This window comes from Microbulbifer sp. S227A (assembly GCF_049800935.1).
This window is the reverse complement of sequence record NZ_JBNAFZ010000005.1, coordinates 1-24,060: the sequence shown is the minus strand read 5'-3', so window position 1 is coordinate 24,060 and position 24,060 is coordinate 1. Positions and strand designations below refer to the sequence as shown.

Annotated in this window: 21 protein-coding genes; 15 read left to right on the top strand and 6 right to left on the bottom strand. The window is 64.9% G+C overall.

From position 1 onward, the window contains the following. Position 1 precedes the first annotated feature (1 nt). From ACP15R_RS13260 to ACP15R_RS13240, 5 genes are all read left to right on the top strand, one after another. Complete coding sequence (locus ACP15R_RS13260; protein ID WP_424986898.1) at positions 2–172, top strand: hypothetical protein; 171 nt, start codon at positions 2–4, stop codon at positions 170–172. 98 nt (positions 173–270) lie between these two features. Next, positions 271–1,842 (top strand): sulfatase family protein, encoded by a 1,572-nt coding sequence (locus ACP15R_RS13255; RefSeq protein ID WP_424986897.1) that lies wholly within the window; start codon positions 271–273, stop codon positions 1,840–1,842. A gap of 24 nt (positions 1,843–1,866) precedes the next feature. Continuing rightward, on the top strand, positions 1,867–2,346 hold the full coding sequence (locus ACP15R_RS13250) for a tripartite tricarboxylate transporter TctB family protein (RefSeq protein WP_424986896.1): 480 nt from the start codon (positions 1,867–1,869) through the stop codon (positions 2,344–2,346). A gap of 10 nt (positions 2,347–2,356) precedes the next feature. Continuing rightward, the gene (locus ACP15R_RS13245; RefSeq protein WP_424986895.1) at positions 2,357–3,841 is read left to right on the top strand and encodes a tripartite tricarboxylate transporter permease; all 1,485 of its coding nucleotides are present in this window, start codon (positions 2,357–2,359) and stop codon (positions 3,839–3,841) included. 58 nt (positions 3,842–3,899) lie between these two features. Next, the gene (locus ACP15R_RS13240) at positions 3,900–4,817 is read left to right on the top strand and encodes a LysR family transcriptional regulator (protein ID WP_424986894.1); all 918 of its coding nucleotides are present in this window, start codon (positions 3,900–3,902) and stop codon (positions 4,815–4,817) included. Here ACP15R_RS13240 and ACP15R_RS13235 read toward each other — a convergent pair. Next, positions 4,814–5,359 (bottom strand): MarR family winged helix-turn-helix transcriptional regulator, encoded by a 546-nt coding sequence (locus tag ACP15R_RS13235; protein ID WP_424986893.1) that lies wholly within the window; start codon positions 5,357–5,359, stop codon positions 4,814–4,816. The genes ACP15R_RS13240 and ACP15R_RS13235 overlap by 4 nt on opposite strands. Positions 5,360–5,531: 172 nt before the next feature. Between ACP15R_RS13235 and ectA the strand changes: the two genes are divergently transcribed. The 4 genes from ectA to ACP15R_RS13215 are packed head-to-tail and all read left to right on the top strand — an operon-like array spanning position 5,532 to position 9,240. Continuing rightward, positions 5,532–6,065: a diaminobutyrate acetyltransferase gene (gene ectA, locus ACP15R_RS13230; protein ID WP_424986892.1), complete on the top strand. Its 534-nt coding sequence runs from the start codon at positions 5,532–5,534 to the stop codon at positions 6,063–6,065. Positions 6,066–6,117: 52 nt separating this feature from the next. Further along, positions 6,118–7,413: a diaminobutyrate--2-oxoglutarate transaminase gene (ectB, locus tag ACP15R_RS13225; RefSeq protein WP_424986891.1), complete on the top strand. Its 1,296-nt coding sequence runs from the start codon at positions 6,118–6,120 to the stop codon at positions 7,411–7,413. Between the two features lie 5 nt (positions 7,414–7,418). Beyond that, entirely contained in the window at positions 7,419–7,814 is a 396-nt protein-coding gene (locus ACP15R_RS13220; protein WP_424986890.1) for an ectoine synthase, read from the top strand. A 1-nt stretch (position 7,815) separates the two neighbouring features. After that, on the top strand, positions 7,816–9,240 hold the full coding sequence (locus tag ACP15R_RS13215) for an aspartate kinase (RefSeq protein ID WP_424986889.1): 1,425 nt from the start codon (positions 7,816–7,818) through the stop codon (positions 9,238–9,240). A 12-nt stretch (positions 9,241–9,252) separates the two neighbouring features. On the opposite strand, the gene ACP15R_RS13210 is transcribed toward ACP15R_RS13215, so the two are convergent. The 4 genes from ACP15R_RS13210 to ACP15R_RS13195 form a co-directional block, all read right to left on the bottom strand. Next, positions 9,253–10,371, bottom strand: a complete 1,119-nt coding sequence (locus ACP15R_RS13210) for an NAD/NADP octopine/nopaline dehydrogenase family protein (RefSeq protein WP_424986888.1) — start codon at positions 10,369–10,371, stop codon at positions 9,253–9,255. After that, positions 10,368–11,444: a LacI family DNA-binding transcriptional regulator gene (locus tag ACP15R_RS13205; protein WP_424986887.1), complete on the bottom strand. Its 1,077-nt coding sequence runs from the start codon at positions 11,442–11,444 to the stop codon at positions 10,368–10,370. Before ACP15R_RS13205 ends, ACP15R_RS13210 begins: the two co-directional genes overlap by 4 nt. Continuing rightward, complete coding sequence (locus tag ACP15R_RS13200; protein ID WP_424986886.1) at positions 11,441–13,426, bottom strand: TRAP transporter permease; 1,986 nt, start codon at positions 13,424–13,426, stop codon at positions 11,441–11,443. Before ACP15R_RS13200 ends, ACP15R_RS13205 begins: the two co-directional genes overlap by 4 nt. 63 nt (positions 13,427–13,489) lie before the next feature. Then, on the bottom strand, positions 13,490–14,653 hold the full coding sequence (locus ACP15R_RS13195) for a TAXI family TRAP transporter solute-binding subunit (RefSeq protein WP_424986885.1): 1,164 nt from the start codon (positions 14,651–14,653) through the stop codon (positions 13,490–13,492). Positions 14,654–14,849: 196 nt separating this feature from the next. On the opposite strand from ACP15R_RS13195, the gene ACP15R_RS13190 reads away from it, so the two are divergent. Then, positions 14,850–15,809, top strand: a complete 960-nt coding sequence (locus ACP15R_RS13190) for a glutathione S-transferase C-terminal domain-containing protein (RefSeq protein WP_424986884.1) — start codon at positions 14,850–14,852, stop codon at positions 15,807–15,809. Continuing rightward, the gene (locus ACP15R_RS13185) at positions 15,802–16,677 is read left to right on the top strand and encodes an amidohydrolase family protein (RefSeq protein ID WP_424986883.1); all 876 of its coding nucleotides are present in this window, start codon (positions 15,802–15,804) and stop codon (positions 16,675–16,677) included. Before ACP15R_RS13190 ends, ACP15R_RS13185 begins: the two co-directional genes overlap by 8 nt. Here the strand turns inward: ACP15R_RS13185 and ACP15R_RS13180 are convergent. Continuing rightward, positions 16,674–17,429, bottom strand: coding sequence for an HpcH/HpaI aldolase family protein (locus ACP15R_RS13180; RefSeq protein WP_424986882.1), 756 nt, complete (start codon positions 17,427–17,429; stop codon positions 16,674–16,676). The two genes, ACP15R_RS13185 and ACP15R_RS13180, sit on opposite strands and share 4 nt — an antisense overlap. Before the next feature lie 152 nt (positions 17,430–17,581). On the opposite strand from ACP15R_RS13180, the gene ACP15R_RS13175 reads away from it, so the two are divergent. From ACP15R_RS13175 to ACP15R_RS13160, 4 genes are all read left to right on the top strand, one after another. Beyond that, positions 17,582–18,562 (top strand): LacI family DNA-binding transcriptional regulator, encoded by a 981-nt coding sequence (locus ACP15R_RS13175; protein WP_424986881.1) that lies wholly within the window; start codon positions 17,582–17,584, stop codon positions 18,560–18,562. A 212-nt stretch (positions 18,563–18,774) separates the two neighbouring features. Then, a complete protein-coding gene (locus tag ACP15R_RS13170; protein ID WP_424986880.1) occupies positions 18,775–20,457 on the top strand; it encodes an NAD(P)H-dependent oxidoreductase subunit E in 1,683 nt (560 codons plus the stop codon). Positions 20,458–20,460: 3 nt separating this feature from the next. Continuing rightward, positions 20,461–23,238: a formate dehydrogenase subunit alpha gene (fdhF, locus tag ACP15R_RS13165; RefSeq protein ID WP_424986879.1), complete on the top strand. Its 2,778-nt coding sequence runs from the start codon at positions 20,461–20,463 to the stop codon at positions 23,236–23,238. A gap of 27 nt (positions 23,239–23,265) precedes the next feature. Beyond that, positions 23,266–24,060 (top strand): formate--tetrahydrofolate ligase (locus ACP15R_RS13160; protein WP_424986878.1); only part of this gene is annotated, 795 nt, incomplete at its 3' end.

Below are 24,060 nucleotides of genomic sequence, written 5' to 3'. Positions count from 1 at the left end.
CGTGGTTCAGACGCTGGCCGGGGTGTTCAGGCAGGTGAGCGAGGATGCCCAGCTGATCGAGTCGATGGAGGCCAAGGGCGACGAGGTTCTGTTTGTCGCGGGTGACGATCTGAAACAGCGGCTTGACGCGATCTATCAGGACCTGTCGGCGGTGGCCGGGAACCTGAAGTAACCCGAACTGAAACGCCCGCCGGCCCGGATCGCGGTCGGCGGACCCGTACCGGGCGTTGCCACCGGCAGCGCATGACCCTCCCCTTGCCGGAAGAAACCATGTCGAAAAAGCCCAATTTCCTGTTCATCGTGACCGACCAGCACCGCGCCGACCATCTTGGCTGCTATGGCAATGCCACGGTGCAAACCCCGCATATCGATGCGCTGGCGGCGCGGGGCACGCGGTTTGACCGTTTCTATGTCGCCAACCCGATCTGCATGTGCAACCGGGCCAGCATCCTGACCTCGCGGATGCCGAGCCTGCATGGCGGGCGGCACAACGGCATCCCGTTGTCGCTCGAGTCGACGACCTTCGTGGACCTGCTGCGCGACCGGGGCTATGACACGGCGCTGATCGGCAAGTCGCATATCCAGGGCATGACCGGCCTGCCCGCGACCGCGAAACGGCAGGTCAGGCCGGGTCTCGAGGATCCGTCCGAAAACCTGCGCGAAGCCAGCAAGCACCTGCGATCGGGCGAAGCCTATGAACAGGAAACCGCCCTGCGCTGGCAGCAAGACCCAAATCACCGGGTGCGCACGCCGTTCTACGGCTTTGACCATGTACAGATTGCCGACGACCACGCCGATCTGGTCACCGGCGATTACGCCGCCTGGCTGGCCCGGACCCATCCGCGGGTGGATGCGCTGCGCGGGCCGGACAATGCCATCCCCGACGACCGCTATTGCGCGCCACAGGCCTGGCGCACGCAGATCCCGCAAGAGCTCTATCCCACAAACTGGATCGCCGATCAGTGCCAGGACTATATCAGGAACCGCGCCGAGGATGACGCGCCGTTCTTTCTGATGATGTCCTTTCCCGATCCGCATCACCCCTTTACCCCACCGGGCAAATACTGGGACATGTACAACCCGGATGACATCGCGCTGCCCTCCAGCTTTGGCAAGGGCGACATCCCGCCAATCCACAACCTGCGCCGGCAATTGGCCGAGGCCCCCGAGACCCGGACCGGCCAGGACCCTTTTGCCGTCACCGACCGCGAGGCGCGCGAGATCATCGCGCTGACCTATGGATCGATCACCATGATCGACGACGCGGTGGGCCGGGTGCTTGCCAGTTTGCGCGAACAGGGGCTCGAGCAGGATACCATCGTGGTCTTTACCTCGGATCATGGCGACTACATGGGCGATCACGGGCTGATGCTGAAACTGTTGATGCATTACCAGGGGCTGATCCGGGTGCCGTTCATCTGGGCCGATCCGCGCGATCCCGGGGCCCGCACCGACGACGCCCTGCGCAATGCGCTCGACATCGGGCCGACCATCCTGGAGGCCGCCCGCATCCAGCCGTTTCACGGGGTGCAGGGGGCCAACGCGTTCGCCGGCGGGCCCGAGCGTCAGGGGCTGATCATCGAAGAAGACAGCCAGCGCAGCATGGCCGCCTTTGAACGGCCCCAGCGTGTCCGCACCTATCTGGAGAAAAACTGGCGCATCAGCATCCGCCACGGCGAGGATTGGAACGAGATGTACGATCTTGGCAACGACCCGGACGAGGTGGTCAACCTCTGGGACGATCCGCGCTATGCGGCGGAACAGGCCCGGCTGGTTCAGGCCATGCTCGTCGAAACGATAAACCTGCAAGACCGCGCGCCGCTGCCCACCTATCGGGCCTGAGCCGCAAACCCGAGGAGATCCCACATGACAATCCTGTCACCCGAATATCGCGGCGAGGCGCTGTGCCTGTTGCTGCTGGCGGCGACCGGTGTGGCGCTGCTGGTCGGGGCGGCGGCGTTGCCGGCCCCGATGTTCGACCCGCTTGGCCCCGCCGGATTGCCCCGCTGGATCGGCTGGCTGCTGCTGGGGCTGACCGGGCTGCGCGCCGTGGTTCTTGCCGCCGCAACCCGTGGCCGCAAGCCGGCGGCGGCACCGGCGGGACCGCGCCCGGACATCCGCCGCCTTGCGTTCGTTTCGGCGATCACGCTGGCCTATCTCGCGCTGCTGACCGCCAAGGTGCTGCCCTTTACCTGGGTCACGCTTGGTTTTCTGGCGGCACTCGGGGCGGCGATGGGCGACCTCTCCGTGCGCCGGCTGATCACCGTGCTGGCTATCGCGGTGGGGATGAGCCTGGCCCTGACCCATGTTTTCGCCGACCTGCTGTCGGTCGTGTTGCCGCAATAGGAGACGCGTCATGCAATTGTTCGAGGCTTTCGTGAACCTTCTCGCTCCCGCGCCGATGTTCTTCATCTTTCTCGGGGTGTTGCTGGGCATCGTCGTCGGGGCGATTCCGGGGCTGGGCGGGGCGATGCTGATTGCGCTGCTGCTGCCAGTGACGTTCTACATGGACTCGGTTCTGGCGCTGATGCTGCTGGTGTCGATCTATGTCGGATCGGTCAGCGGCGGGTTGATCACCGCGATCATGCTGAAAATGCCGGGCACGCCTTCGGCGGTGATGACCGTGCTGGATGGCTATCCGATGGCGGCACAGGGCCGGGCGGGGCGGGCGCTGTCGCTGGGGATCATGGCGTCCTTCGCGGGCGGTCTGATCTCGTGGCTGTTCCTGGCGCTGCTGTCGCCGCCACTGGCCGATTTCGCGCTCAGGTTCGGGCCTTACGAATTGTTTACGCTGGTGCTGATGGCGCTGGTGCTGATTGCCACCATTGCCGAGGGCACGCTGCTCAAGGGGTTGCTGATCGCGCTCTTTGGCATGGCGGTGGCGATGGTCGGGCCCGATGCGTCCTCCGGGGTGCTGCGGCTGAATTTCGGCTTTGACGTGATCAGCGGCGGCTTTTCGCTGCTGCCGGTGCTGCTCGGGGTGTTCGTCATCAGCCAGATCATCGAGGACGTGCTCAGGCCGGAAACGCCGATCCAACAGCAAAGCGGCCCGCTGACCGGGTTCGCGCCATCGGCGGGCGATCTGCGCAAACATGGCCCCAACGCGGTGCGCTCGTCGCTGATCGGCACCTGGATCGGGGTTCTGCCCGGCGTGGGCAGCGCCATCGCCGCCATTGTCGCCTATACCACCACCAAGAGCTTTTCCAGGCATCCCGAGACCTTTGGCACCGGCGAAGAGGCGGGGATCGTGGCGGCGGAATCGGCCAACAACGCCTCGGTCAACGGGGCGCTGATCCCGCTGATCACCCTTGGCATTCCGGGCAGCGTGATCGACGCGATCCTGATCGGCGCGCTGGTGATCCACAACCTGCAACCGGGGCCGCTGCTGTTCACCAACAGTCCCGAGATCGCCTATGGGGTGATCGCCGCGGCGCTGGTGGCCAATGTGATGATGGCGGCGCTGATGTTCGCCGGGGTCCGCCCGATTGCCCGGATCGCCACCATCTCGCGCGCCTATCTGTTCCCGACGATCATTGTCTGCTGTGTGATCGGGGTTTATTCGCTGTCCAATTCCATGTCGAGCGTCTGGGTGATGATTGCCTTCGGGGTGCTGGGGTTCCTGTTCCGCCGGGGCGGGTTTCCGGTGGGGCCGTTCGTATTGGGCTATATCCTCGCGCCGCTGGCCGAGAAGGAGCTGCGCTCGGGGCTGATGCTCTATGACAACAGCCTGCTGCCGCTGTTGACCCGGCCGATCTCGCTGTTTTTCATCGTGCTGACTCTGGTTCTCGCGGTGTGGCCGCTGGTGCAGGCCCGGATCAAGGCGCGGCGCGCCGCCGGTTGATCCCGCGCCGGTGGTGGCTGTAGCGTACCCCAACAGCCATCCCCGCCCCGAGCCGCCCATGCAGATCGATCCGCGCCACCTGATCCAGCTTGCCACCATTGTCCAGAGCGGCTCGTTTGCCGCGGCGGCGGCCAAGCTGGGCGTGGCGCAACCGGCGCTCAGCAAGAACATGAAAAAGCTCGAACAGCGTCTGGGCGCGCCGATTTTTGAAAAGATCGGCCGGCAATCCGTGGCCACCGAGCTGGGCGGCACCTTTGCGCGGTTCGGGCTGATGATGCTGGCGGCGGATGATCAGGCCCGCGCCTATGCGCGCCACGTGGCCACCGGCCAGGCGGGCAGCCTGCTGATCGGGACGCCGCCATCGCTGGCCGACAATTTCCTCGCGCCGATCCTCGCGGATTTCCTTGGTGCGCACGGCGATTGCAAGGTCGAGCTGCGCGTCGGGCTGGTGGCCGAGCTTGAAACCCTGCTGTCCACCGGCCAGGTCAACCACGTGATCGGCCCGGCGCGCCCGCTGTCGGTGGATCTGCAACTGGAAACCCAACCGCTGGTCGAGGACGTGCTGGGCATCGTCTGCCGCAAGGGCCACGCGCTGACGCGCCGGCCGGAAATCCTGCCCCAGCATCTTGAGGCGCAACGGTGGGTTGCCCATTCGCGGGGCAGCTATCTGCGGATGCAGACCGAGGATGGCCTGGCCAAGTTCGGGGTCAAATCCTTTGACATCGCGCTGGATACCGACTCGACCGAAACGGCTTACAAGACGGTGGCCAAATCCGACCTCATCACCGTGATGCCGCGCCTGCCGACGATCCTCTCGGACCATATGGGAACTATCGAGTTCCTCGCGCTGAACAGCACCGCCTTTCAGCGGCCCATCGGGATCATCCAGCGGGCCTCGCATGTGCGGTCGGGGCTGGAGGCCGCGTTTCTGTCACATCTCGGCTCCGAACTGGCGCGCCGGGCGGCGGTCGGCTAGGCGGGGGTCTGGGGGCTGTGGATGTCGCCCGCGGCCAGAACCGGCGAGGCGTCGATATCCCCGGCATCGAGCATCGCGGCGATGCGTTCCAGCGAGGCCAGCAGTTGCGCCTGTTCCCAGTCCCGCATCCCTTCGAACGCCCCGACAAACCGTTGCTGAAGCGCATCCGGCACCTCGCGGACCACGCCGCGCCCACGTTCGGTGATCACCACATTGGTCTTTCGCCGGTCGGTCTCGGATCGCTGCCGTGACACCAGCCCGGATTTTTCCAGCTTGTCGACAATCGCCGTCACGGTGGCCTGCACCACGCCCATCTGCGTCGCCAGCGCCTTGGGGTTGGTGCTGCCATCGGGGCGACCCTGCAGGATCTGCAACACCCTGAGCTGCGCGGGGGTGATCCCGGCGGCGATGGCAAGGTCACGTTCGTATAGCGTGGTGGCCCGCAGAACCCGCCGCAGCGCGATCAGGCAGTCATCAATGCGATTGGGTGGCCGGTCGGTCATGGGGCCAGTGTGGCATAGGGATACGGATTGCTTCAACATCCAAAGCGCCCTTGCATTATGCTTCATCTGTTGAAGTGAAGGCAAAGGGCGGTATGTCGAAATTCTTCGATTTTCCTCGCATTTTCGGGCTATCAGAAAAATTCCCTTCGCCGGTTGAAGTTTTTATTCGGGCCGGTTAGTTAGATGACCGAACGATCAGGGAGCCATTCAGATGCCGAAAGACACCGCCGACCCCCGAACGCGCAAGCTCCGTCTGCGCAAACCCGATGCGACGGACGGAGCGGAAATCTGGGCGCTTGTCAGAGATTGCAAGCCGCTCGACGAAAATTCGGTCTATGCCAACCTGATCCAGGCGGATCATTTCCGCGACACCTGTGTGGTGGCGGAGCTTGAGGGCGAGATCGTCGGCTGGATCTCGGGCCATATCATCCCCGGCCGCGACGCGTTGTTCGTCTGGCAGGTCGCGGTCAGCCCCGGCGCGCGCGGCCTGGGGCTGGGCAAGCGGATGCTGCACGCGCTGATCGAACGCGACGCCTGCGCCGCCGCCCGGCAGCTCAAAACCACCATCACCAAAGACAACCATGCCTCATGGGCGCTGTTCCGCAGCTTTGCCCGCGACATGGGCGGCACGCTCGGCGATGCGCCGCATTTCACGCGGGACAGCCATTTCAACGGGCAACACGCCACCGAGCACATGGTGACAATCACCTTGCCTGCCGCCACCGGGCTTGCCCGCGCGGCCTGATCCCCGATCACATTCAGACATCATTAACGCACACGCTGCGAAAGGATACTTCATGCCCAAGGACATGACCGAAACCCCTGACATCTATGCCCGCCGCGAGAGCGCCGCGCGCTCGTATTGCCGGGGGATGCCCGCCATATTCACCCGCGCCAGCGGCGCGCAATTGACCTGCGCCGATGGCGAAACCTATATCGATTTCCTCGCCGGGTGCTCGTCGCTGAACTATGGGCATAACGATCCCGACATGAAATCGGCGCTGCTCGACCATATCGCGGGCGACGGCATCGCGCATGGGCTGGACCTGCACACCGATGCCAAGGGCGCGTTCCTGGCGGCGTTCGAGCGGCACATCCTCGCGCCGCGCGACATGGATCACCGGGTGATGTTCACCGGCCCGACCGGTGCCAACGCGGTCGAGGCGGCGATGAAGCTCGCGCGCAAGATCACCGGCCGCAGCAACGTCATCGCCTTTACCAACGGGTTTCACGGCGTGACCAATGGGGCGCTGGCGGCCACCGGCAACGGCTATCACCGGGGCGGGGCGGGCATGGCGCTTCAGGGGGTGACACGCATGCCCTATGATGGCTATTTCGGCGCGGACACCGACACGGCGGAGCATCTTGAAACCCTGTTGAACGACGCATCCGGCGGGATCGACGCACCGGCGGCGATCATCCTGGAAACGGTGCAGGGCGAAGGCGGGCTGAACGCCGCCCGTCCCGACTGGATCCGCCGCATCGCCGCGATTGCCCGGGATCACGGCGCGTTGCTGATCATCGACGATATCCAGGCCGGGTGCGGACGGTGTGGCACGTTCTTTTCCTTTGAACAGATGGGGGTGACGCCCGACATCGTGACCCTGGCCAAATCGATTTCCGGGTTCGGCCTGCCGATGGCGATGATGCTGGTGCGGCCCGAACATGACGTGTTCGGCCCCGCCGAGCACAACGGCACGTTTCGCGGCAATACCCATGCCTTTGTCACCGCGCGGGTCGCGATCGAGAAATTCTGGTCCGACCCGGCGTTTCAGCAGGGGTTGTCGCAAAAGGCCGGGCTGATCCATGACGCGCTGAGCGACATGGCGGCGCGGATACCCGACGCCCGGCTCAAGGGGCGCGGGCTGATGCAGGGGGTCGATGTGGGCTCGGGCGCGCTGGCGGGCGCGATCTGTGCCCGCGCCTATGAGGCCGGGCTGGTGATCGAGACCTCGGGCAACGAGGATCAGGTGGTCAAGGTGCTCGCGCCGCTGACCACGCCCCCCGAGACGCTGCGCAAGGGGTTCGAGATCCTGCACGCGGCGACACGGGATGTGCTGGCCGACCAACAACACGCAATCGCAGCGGAGTAACAGAGATGATTGTCAGGGATTTCAACAAGATCGTCAAAACCGGGGGCGACCGTGTGGTTTCGGACGCGCAATGGACCTCGGTTCGCATGTTGCTGGCGGATGATGGAATGGGCTTCTCCTTTCACATCACCTTTCTCGAAGAGGGGTCCGAACACACGTTCGAATACAAGAACCATTTCGAGAGCGTCTATTGCATGAAGGGCAAGGGGTCGATCACCGATCTCGCCACCGGCGAGACCCACGCGATCCTGCCCGGTGTCATGTATGCGCTGAACGAACACGACCGCCACACCCTGCGCGCCGAGGAAGAGCTGGTGATGGCCTGTGTCTTCAACCCGCCGGTGACGGGCAAGGAAGTGCATCGCGAAGACGGCTCATACGCGGTTGCCGAAGAGGCCTGAGATGACCCATACGGTGGAAAAGATCGGCGGCACCTCGATGGACCGCATCGACGAGCTGCGCGATACGCTGATCCTTGGCGATCGCGATGCCGGGTCGGTCTATGGCCGCATCTTTGTGGTCTCGGCCTTTGGCGGCATCACCAACCTGTTGCTTGAGCACAAGAAAACCGGCGAGCCCGGTGCCTATGCCGCCTTTGCCAATGGCGACAACGATCATGGCTGGCACGGCCGGCTGGACCGCGTGGCCGAGGCGATGACGCGGGCGCATCGCAGGGTTCTGACCAACCCTGCGGATGCCGAGCGCGCGGATGCGTTCGTGCATGACCGTATCCTGGGCGCGCGCAACTGTTTGATCGATCTGCAACGGCTGTGTTCCTATGGGCATTTCCGGCTGGCGCGCAACCTGGGCCAGACCCGCGAGATGCTGGCCGGGCTGGGTGAATCGCATTCGGCCTTTGTCACCAGCCTGATGTTGCAGCGCGCCGGGGTGAATGCCCGCTTTGTCGATCTCTCGGGCTGGTGCGACGAGGGCGAACTGTCGCTGGACGCGCGGATCACCGGGGCGACCGAGGGCATCGATGCGCGCCGGGAAATGCCCATCGTCACCGGCTATGCGCAATGTGCCGAGGGGCTGATGGAAGAGTATGACCGGGGCTATTCCGAAGTGACCTTTTCGCGTCTGGCGGCGCTGACCGGCGCGCGCGAGGCGATCATCCACAAGGAATTCCACCTGTCCTCTGCCGATCCCAACCTGGTCGGGGCCGGGGTGGTCCGCAAACTGGGGCGCACCAATTACGACGTGGCCGACCAGTTGTCGAACCTGGGCATGGAGGCGATCCACCCCAAGGCGGCGAAAACCCTGCGCCAGGCCCGCGTGCCCCTGCGGGTGACCAACGCCTTTGAGCCAGAGGATCCCGGCACGCTGATCGACGATCAGACCGCCGAGCACCCTGCCGTGGAGATCGTCACCGGTCTCGACCTTTTTGCGCTGGCGTTGTTTGAACAGGACATGGTCGGGGTCAAGGGCTATGACGCCGCGATCCTCGACGTGCTCAGCCGCCATGACGTGCGCATCGTGTCCAAGGTATCAAATGCCAATACGATCACCCATTACGTCGACAGTTCGATGAAAGTGCTGCGCCGCGTCGAGCGGGACCTGGCCGCGCGCTATCCGGCGGCCGAGATCTCGATCCGCGCCATCGCCATGGCCTCGGTGGTCGGGCGCGACCTGTCGGGGCTGTCGGTTTTGACGCGCGGGTTGCAGGCGATTGCCGAGGCTGGCTGTGAAACCATCGGGGCGAGCCAGGGGCCGCGCAATGTCGATGTACAGTTCATCCTGGAACGGGACATGCTGAAACCCGCGATTGCGGCGCTGCATGGCACATTGATCGAAACCCCGGCGCCGCGCCTCGTCAGCGCGGCTTGATGGGGCGGGCGGCTATTGCCGCACCATGCGGATCATGTCGTCGGCGCTCATCCCCGCAAGGCCCAGCCGTTCCAGCGTCAGCCCATCGCGCCACGACGACATGCCGACAAGCGCATCCATGATGTCGACCAGCCCGCGATGCAGCGGCGCGGGCTGGCCAAGCGCCTCGGCGAGCAGGACAAAGGGCACATGGCCATGCGGGATGTCCCACCGCATCCACGCCTTCCACACATCCGCGGGCAGCGGCGGCAGGTCGCGATAGAACGGCACCTCGGCCACCAGTGCGCCCAGCGGTTTCGGCGCAAGCCCATAGATCCGCGCGACCTGTTCGGACACGCTCGGACAGGGCACATCCAACAGCGCCGCTACGGCCGGGCGCTCGGCATCCAGCGCTTCGGTCATGCGCATGGCGTTCTCGGTATTGCCGGTGCCGTAAAAGCTGATCCGGTCGCCGCGCGCGCCGGCCCGGTCGAAATAGCCGATATTGACCAGAGCGATGCCTGGATGGATCAGGAAGTTCATCCCCGACAGGTTCGCGTGCAGCACATCGCGCGCCATCTCGAAACTGTGGAAAATCCGCGCCAGCTGGTCCCGCGCCTGGTCGCTGCGGCTGGCGGGAAAGGCCGCCACCAGCACGTTGCGGCGCAGGGTATGCGGGGTGATCACCGCCCCGTCGCGCCCGGCGGCGATTGACGGGGTGACGCCTTCGGTCAGGGTGACGCCGCTCTTGCCCGCCGCGCGCAGCATCCCGGCCACCCGCAAGGACGGCCAATAGCCATGGGTGTTCACATGCACCACCTGGCCGTTCTCCAGATGCGGCAGCAGGTCACGAAAGCGCCGTTCCACATCGTCGCCGGTCACATCCATCACCACAAGCGCCGCCCCGGCCACCGCCTCGGCGGGCGAGCCGGTGAAAATCCGCGGCGTGGCGAGACCTGTCTGGCCCGATTTCAATTGATCGGCGGGGTCCAAGACGGTCAGTCCGCCCGCCGCCCCGGCCGCATCGGCCAGTTCCGCCTGATCGGGCCACAGAAACAACCGCGCCTCTTCGCCGCCCAGGGTCAGGTCGGCGGCCATCACCGCGCCGATATTGAGCGGCGAGTTGCCGATGATTGCGATATGGCCGGTCATGGTCTGGGTCCTTTCGGGGGGGTGGTCAGGTCGTCGATATCATCCGGCAGCAATGCCACCGGGCGGGTGCTGTGCCGCTGGACATAGCGGCAGGTTTCCAACGTCTGGCTGCCGGCGCGCGACAGGCCCCGGTCCGGGAGTTCGAGCGTGTCGCAGACTCTGGCGATCAGGCGGTTGATCGGCTGGTGGATGGTGCTGAGCGCATAGCCGTCCCAGCCGGCCATCGGCACGTTGTCAAAGCCAAGCACCGCCACATCATCGGGAACGCGGCGGCCCAGGCTGCCGCGCAGCGCGTCGATCGCACCACAGGCCATGGCGTCGTTGCAGGCATAGATCGCATCGGTCTGCGGCATCGCCTCGATGATCCGCAGGGCTGCCTCGCGCCCGCCCTCATAGGTGTAATCGCCCGGCTCTTGTGTCAGGATGTCGATCCCGTGTTCGTCCAGCCGGTGGCGAAAGCCGCCGCGCCGCATCCGGGTGGTCCAGTGGCCGGTGCGCCCGGTGATCATGCTGATCCGGCGGTGGCCGCCCTCGATCAGAACATCCGCCGCCCGCCGCGCCCCGGCCTCAAGGTCGGCACAGATCGAGATTGCCCGGCTGTCCTCGGCCACCCGGTTAAGCAGGATCAGCGGCGTTTCCGCCTCGACACATCTGCGAATGGCGCGATCCGACACCGGCAGTACCGTCACCACCACGGCGGCGACACGATAGGCCAGCGCCACCTGCACCAGCTCATCCGCCGCGTCGGTGGTGATGTCGGATTTCAGCAGCAGGGGCATCATGCCCAGCCCGGTCAGCCCACCGGACAGCGCCTCGATCAGGGCGGGCTGGAACGGGTTGGCGAAATCGGCGGTCAGCACGGCGATCATGTCGCTGGTGCGGGTCTGTAACATGCGGGCCAGCTGGTTCGGGGCATAGCCCAGGTCGCGCGCCGCCTGCATCACCCGGGCACGGGTATCCGCGCGCACGGTTTCGGGGTCGGAAAAACACCGCGACACCGTGGCGCGCGATACCCCCGCCTGCCGCGCCACGTCGGTCGAGGTGGCGTTGCGTCGGAATGTTCCTTCGCTCATGGCCGCACCCCGCGTGCGATGCGGGGCAGGGCGTGCAGGGCCAGCCCCGCCGCCACACAGGCCAGTGCCGCCATCAGAAACACGCCGCCGTCGATATTGCCGAAATTCTCGCCCCCCGGCACCAAGAGCAACAGCCCCGCCGCAAACAGCGCGACGCGGATCGGCCATTGCAGCGCGCCGCCGCCGCCCAGCTGTCCGATGCCCAGCAGATAGCCCTGCAAGGCCGAGGACAGCAGCAGCACCCCGACGATGGCGGTGGCCAGCACACCCAGGATTTCCGGCATGGTTCCCTGCCCGATCAGCGCCGGGTTCAGCACGAAGAAGAACGGGATGAAATAGATGATCGTCCCCAGGCGCATCGCCTCGATCCCGGTGCGCATCGAGGACGATCCGCTGATCGGGGCGGCGGCAAAGGCGGCAAAGGCGATAGGCGGCGTGATGTAAGAGATCATCCCCCAATAGAGCATGAACATGTGGATCGCGAGCACGTTCAGCCCGCTTTCGGTGAGCGCCGGCGCCAGCGCGATCGCCAGGAACAGGTAGGCGGCGCTGATCGTCATGCCCATGCCCAGCACCATGCTGGTCAGCGCCCCCGCCAGCAACAGCACCAGCGTGTTGTCACCGGCCAGCGCGATCAGGTCATAGGCGAGCGAACCCACCTTGCCGGTCAGAACCAGCGCCCCCAGCAGCAACCCGACACCGGCAAGGATCGTGGCGATCTCGACAAACAGCCGCCCGCAGGCCACGGCGAATTCCATCAGGTCCGACCAGCGCCAGCGCCGTGCCGGGTTGAGCTGGTTCAGGGCGATCAGCGCCAGCGTGGCAAAGAACGGCGCGCGCGATTCCTGTTTCAGAAAGAACAGCAGCCACACCAGCAGCACCAGCGCCAGCAGGAAATACCACCCCTCGCGCAGCACGTTGCGAAGCCGGGGCAGCTCTTCGCGCGGGAAGCCGGTCAGCCCCTTGCGTGCCGCCATCGCGTCGATTTGCAGGAACAGCCCCAGAAAGAACAGGAAGGACGGGATGATCGCGGCAAGGGCGATGGTCTGGTAGGAAATCTCAAGATAGGTCGCCATGATAAAGGCCGTGGCCCCCATCACCGGCGGCATCAGCACCCCGCCGGTCGAGGCGCAGGCCTCGATCGCGCCGGCGGTCACGGCGGGGAACCCCACCTTGCGCATCGCCGGGATGGTCATCGAGCCGGTGGTGACGACATTGGTGACGGGGCTGCCGCTGATCGAGCCCATCAGCCCGCTGGACAGCACCGCAACCTTGGCCGGACCGCCGCGCGTGCCGCCAAGGATGGCAAAGGACAGGTCGATAAAGAACTGTCCCGCCCCGGTCTTTTGCAGTGCCACGCCGAACAGCAGAAAGCCGATGACGATATTGACCAGCGCCTGCATCGGCACGCCGATCAGGCTCTCGGTACCAAAAAGATGGTATTGCGCGGTCTCAAGCAGCGTGCTGCCCGGCACCTGGAACAGGCCAAGAAACGGCGCGCTGCCGAACCACGGGTAAAAGCTGGCGATGGCGACCACGACAAACACCGCCAGCCCCGCCGCCCGCCGCGTCGCTTCGAGCATCAGCAGCCAGACGCCAAGCGCCATCCACAGCGCCCAGTCGGGCGCGAGATAATCCCAGCCATAGTCAAAGATGGTGCGCGTGTTGACGGTGGCAATCACGCCCGCCGCAAGGAACAGCGCGAACAACAGCATGTCATACCACGGCACCCGGTCGCGCGGGGCACTGGCATGGGCCGGGAACAGGATGAACGTCAGCGGGCAGAGCAGGGTCAGCGCCGCATAGAAATAGACCGCCTGGATCGGGATATAGCCCGCGTACAGGCCAAGGTTGAACACCATGTAGACGACCATCGCCACGCTGGCGACGGCAAAAAGCGCCACCACGACACGCCAGCCGGTCGAAAGGTTGCGCTGGCGGCCCTGGTCCTGCGGGGGTGTGGCGGGGGCGGAGTCGGTCATGGTTGAAGCCTCGCAAAGAGCCGGCCCAGCACAAGGCCGGGCCGCAGTCGGGGGGAGTATCGTTCAGTAGTTCCACACATCGTCATAGACGACCGGCAGTTCCGCCTCGCGCAGGTGGCGCGCCCGGATATCGGACCATTTGGCGGCAAACTCGGCCTCGTCGCCCGGAACATCGCCCGAGGTCATCTCGTCCCAGGCGGCGGCCAGAACATCCTGCCGCGTCAGCAACATCTCGTGATGGGCCTGGGCCGCGTCATCCCAGACGCCCTTTTCCTTGAAATAGCGGATGGCACCGTCATGCCAGGGCCAGGCCTGTTGCATGCGCTGGTTGGCAAAGGCATAGCCCTTGGCGCGTGGAAAGGCGGTGGCGATCTCGTCGGAATGAATGTCCATCGCCTTGACCAGACCATAGACCGTGTCCCCGTCAAGATCGGGAAGCGCGAGGTATTCCGGATAGCCATAGCCGTTGATCTGCACGCATTCGCCCTCGGGAATGCCGATGCCCTGGCAGATCTCGGCCTGCTGGATATAGGGTGCGACCGCGTTCAGCCGGGCCCAGCCCTCGGTGTCGTCATGCGATGTGGCGGGCCAGTGGATGCCGCGCGGCGAATTCGCCAGCCGTTCGACACTGGGCGAGGTGGTGTTGGCGGCGGCAATATCCGCCTGTCCATTGATCAGCGCCTCTTGCCCTGCCGACCAGGACGACACCGGGACCCGAACCACGTCATCCCAGGTCAGGCCGGCAAAGGCCAGAGAGGCTTCGACCACCTTGGCGGGGGCGGCGCTGCCCTGGACCACGGCAACGCGCTTGCCCTTGGCATCGGCCCAGGTCTTGATGCCGCTGTCGGCGGTGACCGCGGCGCCGTTGCCGGGGTTGGTCTCGTTATAGGCAATGATGCGCAGCCGCTGCGGGCCATAGCCCTGCTTGGCAAAGATGAACGCCCCTTCCTGCGCGAAATACCCGTCGCTGCCGGTGGTCACGATATCGGCCTTGCCCGAGAACAGCGGCAGCATCCGCGAAAAGCCGTTGCGGATCGGGATGGCCTGCAACTTGGTCCCGTAATGGGTCTCGAGAACCTTTCCGATGGCGATCGACTCGGCATAGACGATCGACTGGCTGTCATAGCTCGCCCAGGTCATCCGGTCGGGCAGCGGCACCTCGTCTGCATGGGCCAGCCCCGGCAGAGCAACCGCAAGGGCGGCGGGAAGAATGCGGTGAATTTTCATTTCTTGGTCTCCCTGTTGGTCACGAGCCTGATCCGACTCGCTGGTCTTTCTGGATGGTTGCATTTTGAATGTACACGTGTCCATAGATATGAAAATATTTCAGCTGGTACAGAAAATGCAGCAAAACAAGGCGGTTTATATTAAGTGTTCCCGTGACGTAATGAAAACGTGTACACAGCAAGAAGAGGTCCAGAGCATGGGGCAACTGGTCAACGGGAAATGGACGGGGGGCACCGATCTTCAGATTGGCGCCGCAGGATGGGAGCCGCGCAAGGAAGGCTTCCGCGAGCGCGTGTCAAACGAGCCGGGCACGGCCACGCCCCCCGAGCCGGGCCGCTATCTGCTGGTCGAATGTCCGGGATGTCCGCTGGCCCAGAGGGTGTCGATGCTGCACCGGGCCAAGCGGCTGGAACATGTGGTGCCGACCGTGTCGGTGCGGCCCGAGATGGGGGTGAATGGCCGGGAGTTCGCGGGCCCGGAAGGCCAGCCCGAACCGCGGACCGGGTTCCGCTATCTCTACGAGGCTTACCTGGCCACCGATCCGGCCTATACCGGGCGCGCCTCGACCCCGGTTCTCTATGACCTGCATCGCGGCCGGATCCTGTCGAACAACACGCGCGATATCTTTGCCATGTTCAACCGCGCCTTTGACGCCTTTAGCGAGGTCGGGCAGGATTTCCGGCCTGCCGCCGAGTCCGGGGCTGTGGCCGGGATGATGGATGAGATCTATGCGGGGGTGACGTCGGCGGTCTACAAATGCGGCTTTGCCCGGGCGCAGGCGGATTACGACGCGGCGCTGGACGGGCTGGGCGCGGCGCTCGACCGTTGGGAGGCGCATTTTGAACGCCAGCCCTATCTCCTGGCGGATGGCCCGAGCGAGGCGGATTTCATGCTCTATACCTCGCTGGCGCGCTTTGACGCGATCTATGTTCCGCTGTTTCGCACCACCACCCGGCGGATTGCCGACATGCCCGCGCTTGCCGGATTCCTTGCCCGCATCCATCGCCTGCCCGGTGTGGCGGGGACCTTTGATCTCGATGCCTGCATGCAGCATTACTTTCGCTCGCACCGGCATATCAACCCGACCGGGATCGTCCCGGCGCCGCCGGCCCTGGGCTGGCTCGACACACAGCAAACGGAGCGCCAACATGCCTGACGCCTCAGCCCCCGCCACCCGCGACATCGCCGCCCCGGCCTTTGAGGGCATCACCGGGGGCTGCGACTGTCATGCCCACATGATCGGCGACGATCCGGCCTTTCCCCTGTCGGCACAGCGCGGCGAGGACCCGGCGCCGGGGCCGCTGGACTTCTGGCTTGACCAGTATCGCACCCATCTGGCGACGCTTGGCCTGTCGCGCGGGGTGATCGTGCATTCGATGCTCTACGGGCTCGACAACAGCATCACCGCCGAGGCGGTGCGACGGTTGGGCCGCGACAATTTCCGCGCCGTCGGGCTGGTGGACAACGCCGTGAGCGAGGCGCAGCTTGACCACATGGCCGCCAGCGGGTTTCGCGGTGTCAGGCTGAATTATGTGCATGGCGGGGTCCTCGATTGGGCCGGCACCGTGGCGCTGGCCCCCCGTCTGGCGGCGCGCGACATGCATGTGCAGATCCTGCTCAACAGCGACCGCCACATGAGCGCCCTTGCCCCCGACCTGCGGCGTTTGCCCTGCGACGTGGTGATCGACCATATGGGCTGGCCCGACATGGCCGCCGGCCCCGGCGACGCGGGGTTCGAAGAGCTGCTTGCCCTGCTGGCGGATGGCGGGGTCTGGCTCAAGCTGTCCGGGATTTACCGGTTTTCGAACAGCCCCTACGACGCCGCCGACGGGTTCATCCGGCGGGCGCTCGCCGCCAATTCCGACCGTTGCATCTGGGGCAGCGACTGGCCCTTCATCATGCTGGGCGGCGCGGCACGTCCGCAGGTTGGCGACCTGGCGGCGGCGCTGCGGCGGGTGGTTCCGGAACCCGCGCTGCAACAGGCGATCCTGGGCGACAACCCGGCAAAGCTGTTCGGGTTCTAGCCGTCCAGGCCGTCGCGCAGCGCCCGTGCCCCCTGCGCCATCAGCGCGTGATCCGATCCGACGATGAACAGGCTTGCCCCCGCGTCGCGCCAGCGGCCCAGGTCTTCGCCCGGCGCACAGAATAGCCCGGTGGCCGCGCCCGTTTCTCCGAGAATCCGGGCACAGGTGTCGCCGATGGCGGGGGCCTGAAAATCGGTCAGCCCCTGCGAAATCGCCAGATCGGCGCGCCCCACGAACACCGCATCGACCCCGTCGGTGGCGGCGATGGCCGCGCAATGCTCGACCCCCTCGGGATCCTCGATCTGGCAGATCACGCTGACCTCGGCGGCCGCCGCCGACAGGTGCTCGGCGGCGCTGCGCCGGCCATATCCGCCGGCCCGCGTAGTGGCGGCAAAGCCACGTCCCTGCGCCTTGCCATAGCGGGTGTTGCGCACGATTTCAGCGGCGTCCCGGGCGGATTTCACATGCGGCACGACGATGCCCGCCGCCCCGGCATCCAGCACGGCCAGGATCGTGTCGGGCGCGGCATTGGGCACACGCACCAGCAGCGGGCAATTCACCGCCTGCGCCGCCATGATGCACAGGTCGATCCCGGCCCGGTCAAACGGCGCATGTTCGGCATCGAGGATCAACAGGTCCAGACCGGATTGCCCGAGCACCTCGATCACGATCGGATGCGGCGTCTTGACGAACACGCCCATCAGCGGCGCGCGCCCGGTCAGGCGGGCTTTGAAATCGGCGTTGGGGGTCATGTCGGCTCCTGTCGGGATTAGCTGTGCATGGCCTAGGTGCAAGCGGCGCGCGGCGCAATCGTCGGGGGGCAGAGCGAAAAAATTTCAACGGATTCTGTGCAATCTGGTGAAAGAATTGCAATCCGGCGCGATTTCGGCACTATCCGGGTGTCATGAAAAAGATCACTGCCAAGGATGTCGCGGCGCGGGCCGGGGTCTCGGTTTCCGCCGTGTCCCGTGCCTATCGCGCCGATGCGCCCATCGCCGCGAACAAGCGCCGCGCGATCTTTGCCGCCGCGCGCGACCTGGGCTATGTCAGCCCGATCGACCAGGTTCTGGCCAAACAGGCGAGCGACACGATTGCCATGGTGCTGGGCGACATGCGCAACCCGTTCTACCCGGTGGTCGCGGACGAGCTGAGCCGGCTGTTGCCGCCGCGCGGCTTGCGGGTCATCGCGCATGTGGTGCCCACGGGCGAGGACGTGGACATGGTGTTGCGCCAGGTGCTGGAGTACCGCAGCCAGGGCGTCATCCTGGCCAGTTCCTCGATGGGATCGCAGCTGGCCCGCCAGTGCCGCAACAACGGTATTCCCGCCGTCCTGCTGAACCGGGTGCAATCGGATAGCGACATGATGGCGGTCTGTTGTGACAATTACGGCGGGGCGCGGGTGATCGCGTCGCGGTTTGTCGAAACCGGCCGGCAACGGATCGCGGTGATCGGCGGGCGGGCGGACACCTCGACCCATCTGGAACGGGTGCGCGGCTTTCAGGACCGGTTGGCCGAGGCCGGTCTGACGCTGCTTTGCCAGCTTGACGGCGGGTACAGCTATCGGCGGGCCTTTGCGGCGGCGCAACAGGTTATGGCGATGCGCCCGCGGCCCGACGCGATCTTTTGTGCCAATGACATCATGGCCATCGCCGCCCTCGACGCGGCGCGCGCGGCGGCGGTGGATGTGCCCGGCGACATGGCCATTGCCGGGTTCGACGACATCCCGATGGCCGGTTGGGAATCCTATCGGCTGACCACCATCCGCCAGCCGCTGCGCCGGATGCTGGGCCATGCGGTCGACATGATCACCGCGCCGGATGTGGACGCGGCGGCGGGCGACATTCGCATTCTGCCGGGCGAGCTCAAGCTGCGCGCCAGCGCCTGACAGTCACCCTCCGATTCGTGGGGCCAGGCCACCAGGGTGCCGGGCCGTTCCCGATCGGGACAGAGCGTGCCGATGATGGAAACCCGTTTCGGATCCGCGCCATTGCGCGGAAATTTCCGCAGATTTCTGCAAAACTACGTGTTGACGCGTAGTAAAATAACTTGATTATAAGGAAATATTGAGCTGCTCGAAACCTGAGAGGACCAAGAAGCATGTCGCTTGATGACGTCGGTATCTGGAAGTCTGGCCGTGGCAAGGGGCGTCATACGCCGAAGGGGCGTCAATATGAAGACGCGGCACTTGCCGAGATCCGTGACCTCCTTGGAGAAGAGCCGCGTCGCCGCGACCTGCTGATTGAATACCTGCACCTTATCCAGGACCGTTTCGGGCACCTCTCTGCCACACATTTGCGGGCGCTGGCGGAGGAAATGCGACTATCCATGGCCGAAATCTACGAAGTGGCGACGTTTTATGCCCATTTCGACGTGGTCAAAGAGGGCGAGACGCCGCCTCCGGCGCTGACGATACGGGTTTGCGATTCGCTGTCCTGCGAACTGGCCGGGGCCGAACAGTTGAAACAGGCGCTGCAGGACGGGTTGGAGGCATCGCAGGTCCGCGTGCTGCGCGCGCCCTGCATGGGGCGCTGCGATACCGCGCCGGTTCTGGAAATCGGGCACAACCACATCGACCACGCCACGCCGGACAAGGTACGGGCGGCGATCGACGCGGGCGATACGGGCGTGCGAATTCCCCCATACGAAACGCTTGACGCCTATATCGACGATGGCGGCTATGACCGGCTCGGGGCGCTGCGTGCGGAGGGCGATTGGCAAGCGGTGCAAGAGACACTGCTCGCTGCCGGTCTGCGCGGGCTGGGCGGGGCGGGGTTCCCGTCGGGGCGGAAATGGGGCTTTGTGCGGGCGGAATCCGGTGTGCGTTATCTCGCCGTGAATGGTGACGAGGGCGAGCCGGGCACGTTCAAGGACCGCTATTACCTGGAACGCACGCCGCATGTCTTTCTCGAGGGGATGCTGATCGCCGCCTGGGCGGTCGAGGCGGATCGTTGCTTTATCTACATGCGCGACGAATACCCGGCAGTTCTGGAAATCCTGCGCCGCGAGATCGCCGCGCTTGAGGACAAGGGGCTGATCGCAAGGGGCTATGTCGAATTGCGGCGCGGCGCCGGGGCCTATATCTGCGGCGAAGAAAGCGCCATGATCGAATCCATCGAGGGCAAGCGTGGCATCCCGCGCCACCGCCCGCCCTTCGTGGCGCAGGTGGGCGTGTTCGGTCGTCCGACCCTCGTGCACAATGTCGAAACGCTCTATTGGATCGCGCGGATTTGCCGTGAGGGGCCACAGATCCTCTCGGGCGTGGAAAAGAACGGGCGCAAGGGGCTGCGGTCTTATTCGGTCTCGGGGCGGGTTAAGGCTCCGGGCGTCCACCTGTTGCCTGCCGGATCGACGATTACCGACATCATCGCCGCGGCGGGCGGCATGTTGGACGGGCACACATTCAAGGCCTATCAGCCGGGCGGGCCCTCCTCGGGGCTGTTGCCGGCATCGCTGGATGACGTGCCGCTGGATTTCGACACGTTGCAACCCCATGGCAGCTTTATCGGCTCGGCGGCGGTGGTGGTCCTGTCGGACCAGGACTCGGCCCGCGGGGCGGCGCTGAACATGCTGCGGTTCTTTGAGGACGAAAGCTGTGGTCAATGCACCCCCTGCCGCGCCGGGTGTGAAAAGGCGGTCAAGCTTATGCAGGCCGAACATTGGGATCAGGAGCTGCTGGAAGAGCTGAGCCAGACCATGGTCGACGCCTCGATTTGTGGCCTGGGACAGGCCGCGCCGAACCCGATCCGCCTGACGATGAAACATTTCCCGGAAGAGATCTGAGCCATGAGCGAGACCATCACCTTCAATCTGAACGGCGAGGATGTCAGCGCCGAACCGGGCATGACGATCTGGGAGGTGGCCAATGGCCGGGGGTTGAAGATCCCGCATCTGTGCCACAAACCCGCGCCGGGCTATCGCCCCGACGGCAATTGCCGCGCCTGCATGGTCGAGATCGAGGGCGAGCGCACGCTGGCCGCCTCCTGCATCCGCGAACCGTCCGAGGGTATGGTGGTCAAGACTGCCACGCCCCGCGCCGAAAGCGCCCGCAAGATGGTGATGGAACTGCTGGTCGCCGATCAGCCCGCACGCGACGCGGCACATGACAAATCCGCGCATCTGTGGGACATGGCCGAAGCCAATGGTGTCGACGCCAGCCGCTTTCCCAAGCTGGAAGAGGGGCGCATTCCGTTGCTGGATGACAGCCACGTGGCGATGCGCGTCAATCTCGATGCCTGTATCCAATGTGGCCTTTGCGTGCGCGCCTGCCGCGAAGTGCAGGTCAATGACGTGATCGGCATGGCCGGGCGCGGGCACGATGCCTATCCGGTGTTTGATTTCGGTGATCCGATGGGGGCCTCGACCTGTGTCGCCTGCGGTGAATGTGTACAGGCCTGCCCGACCGGCGCGCTGATGCCCGCCACGGTGGTGGATGAACACCAGCACGGCAACAGCGCCGATTTTGACAGCGAAACCGAAAGTGTCTGCCCGTTCTGCGGTGTCGGCTGCAAGGTCTCGCTCAAGGTCAAGGACGGCAAGGTGAAATATGTCGAGGGCATCAACGGCCCCGCCAACGAAGGCCGGCTCTGCGTCAAGGGCCGCTTTGGCTTTGACTATATTCACCATCCGCACCGGCTGACCAAACCGTTGATCCGCCGCGAGGATGCCCCGGCCAAGGGGCTGAATGTCGATCCCGGCAACCTGATGACCCATTTCCGCGAAGCCAGCTGGGAAGAGGCGATGCAGGCCGCGGCCGGCGGCCTGTCGAACCTGCGCCAGGCCCATGGCGGGCAATCGGTGGCGGGCTTTGGTTCGGCCAAATGCACCAATGAAGAGGCCTATCTGTTTCAGAAGCTGATCCGGCAGGGGTTCAAGCACAACAATGTCGATCACTGCACGCGGCTGTGCCATGCGTCATCGGTGTCGGCGCTGATCGAAAACGTCGGCTCGGGCGCGGTGACGGCCACTTTCAACGAGATCGAAAACGCCGATGTGGCGATCATCATCGGGGCCAACCCGATCGAGAACCACCCGGTCGCTGCGACTTACTTCAAGCAGTTCACCAAGCGCGGCGGCAAGCTGATCGTGATGGATCCGCGCGGGCAGGGCATGAAGCGCTTTGCCTACCAGATGCTGCAATTCCGCCCGGGCGCCGACGTGTCGATGCTCAACGCGATCATGAACGTGATCATCGAGGAAGGGCTGTATGATCAGCAATATATCGACGCCTATACCGAGAACTGGGAGGCCGAGAAGGAACACCTGAAGGCCTTTACCCCCGAGGCGATGGAGCCGATCTGCGGCATTGCACCCGATGTGATCCGCGACGTGGCGCGCACCTTTGCCGGTGCCAAGGCGGCGATGATCTTCTGGGGCATGGGCGTCAGCCAGCATATCCACGGCACCGACAATTCCCGCTGCCTGATCAGCCTCGCGCTGATGACGGGGCAGGTGGGTCGGCCGGGGTCCGGCCTGCATCCCTTGCGTGGCCAGAACAACGTGCAGGGTGCGTCCGATGCCGGGCTGATCCCGATGTTCGTGCCGGATTACCGCTCGGTCGAGGATGACGCGGTGCGCGAAGCCATATTTGGCGTCTGGGGCCGGGACGAGGATTGGTCCAACAAAAAGGGTCTGACCGTGACCGAGATCGTCGATCAGGTTTACGCGGGCAATATCAAGGGCATGTATATCCAGGGGGAAAACCCGGCCATGTCCGACCCGGACGTGGAACATGCCCGCGACGCTTTTGCCAAGCTCGAACACCTGGTGGTGCAGGACATCTTTCTGACCGAAACCGCCTGTTTTGCCGACGTGATCCTGCCCGCTTCGGCGCTCTATGAAAAGAACGGCACCGTCAGCAACACCAACCGCCAGGTCCAGCGGGTGCGCCCTGCCGTGGCGCCGCCGGGCGAGGCGCGCGAGGATTGGCAGATCACCGTGGAGCTGGGCCAGCGTCTTGGCCTGCCGTGGGATTACACCGATGTGTCCCAGGTCTTTGACGAGATGAAACAGGTGATGGCATCGCTTGACAACATCACCTGGGAGCGCCTCAAGACCGAAACCGTGACCTACCCGTCGCTGTCGGAAACCGATCCGGGACAGGCGGTGGTGTTTGGTGATGGCTTTCCGCGCCCCGAGGGCCGCGCGAAATTCACCCCCGCCGCGGTGATCCCGCCGGACGAGGCACCGGATGAAACCTATCCGATGATCATGACCACCGGGCGGCAGCTGGAACATTGGCATACCGGGTCAATGACCCGCCGGGCCAGCGTTCTGGACGCGGTCGAACCGGAAGCCAATTGTTCGCTGCACCCGAAAACGCTGCGCGGTCTGGGCGTCAGCCCCGGCGAGATGATCCGCCTGACCACCCGGCGTGGCAGTATCGACATCATGGCCCGCGCCGACCGCGCGGTGTCCGAAGACATGGTCTTTGTTCCCTTCGCCTATGTCGAGGCGGCGGCGAACGTGCTGACCAACCCGGCGATCGATCCCTATGGCAAGATCCCGGAATTCAAATTCTCGGCGGTGCGCGTCGAAGCGATCGCCAAGACCGCCGCCGAGTAACAAATCCAACCAACAGGAAGCACCATCATGGCCTATAGAAGTGATATTGAGATAGCGCGGGAAGCGCGTAAGAAGGGGATTCAGGAGATTGGTGACGGGCTTGGGATCCCGTCGGAGCATTTGTTGCCTTATGGTCATGACAAGGCCAAGGTCGGGCAGGCGTTCATCGACTCGGTGCAGGATCGTCCCGATGGCAAGCTGATCCTGGTGACCGCGATCAACCCGACCCCGGCGGGCGAGGGCAAGACCACGACAACCGTGGGGCTGGGTGATGGTCTGAACCATATCGGCAAAAAGGCGATGATTTGTATCCGCGAGGCGTCGCTGGGTCCGAATTTCGGCATGAAGGGCGGTGCCGCCGGGGGGGGCATGGCGCAGGTTGTGCCGATGGAGGACATGAACCTGCATTTCACCGGCGATTTCCACGCCATCACCAGCGCGCATTCGCTGTTGAGCGCGATGATCGACAACCACATCTACTGGGGCAACGAACAGGAGATCGACCTGCGCCGGGTCCAGTGGCGGCGGGTTGTCGACATGAACGACCGCGCCCTGCGCAATGTGGTGCTGAGCCTCGGGGGCGTGGCCAACGGCTTTCCGCGCGAGGGCGGGTTTGACATCACCGTGGCCTCCGAAGTGATGGCAATCCTCTGCCTGGCCAAGGACCTGAAGGACCTGGAAAAGCGCCTGGGCGACATGATCGTCGCCTATCGCCGCGACCGCACGCCGGTTTATGCCCGTGATATCAAGGCCGAAGGCGCGATGACCGTGCTGCTCAAGGACGCGATGCAGCCCAACCTGGTGCAGACGCTGGAGAACAAC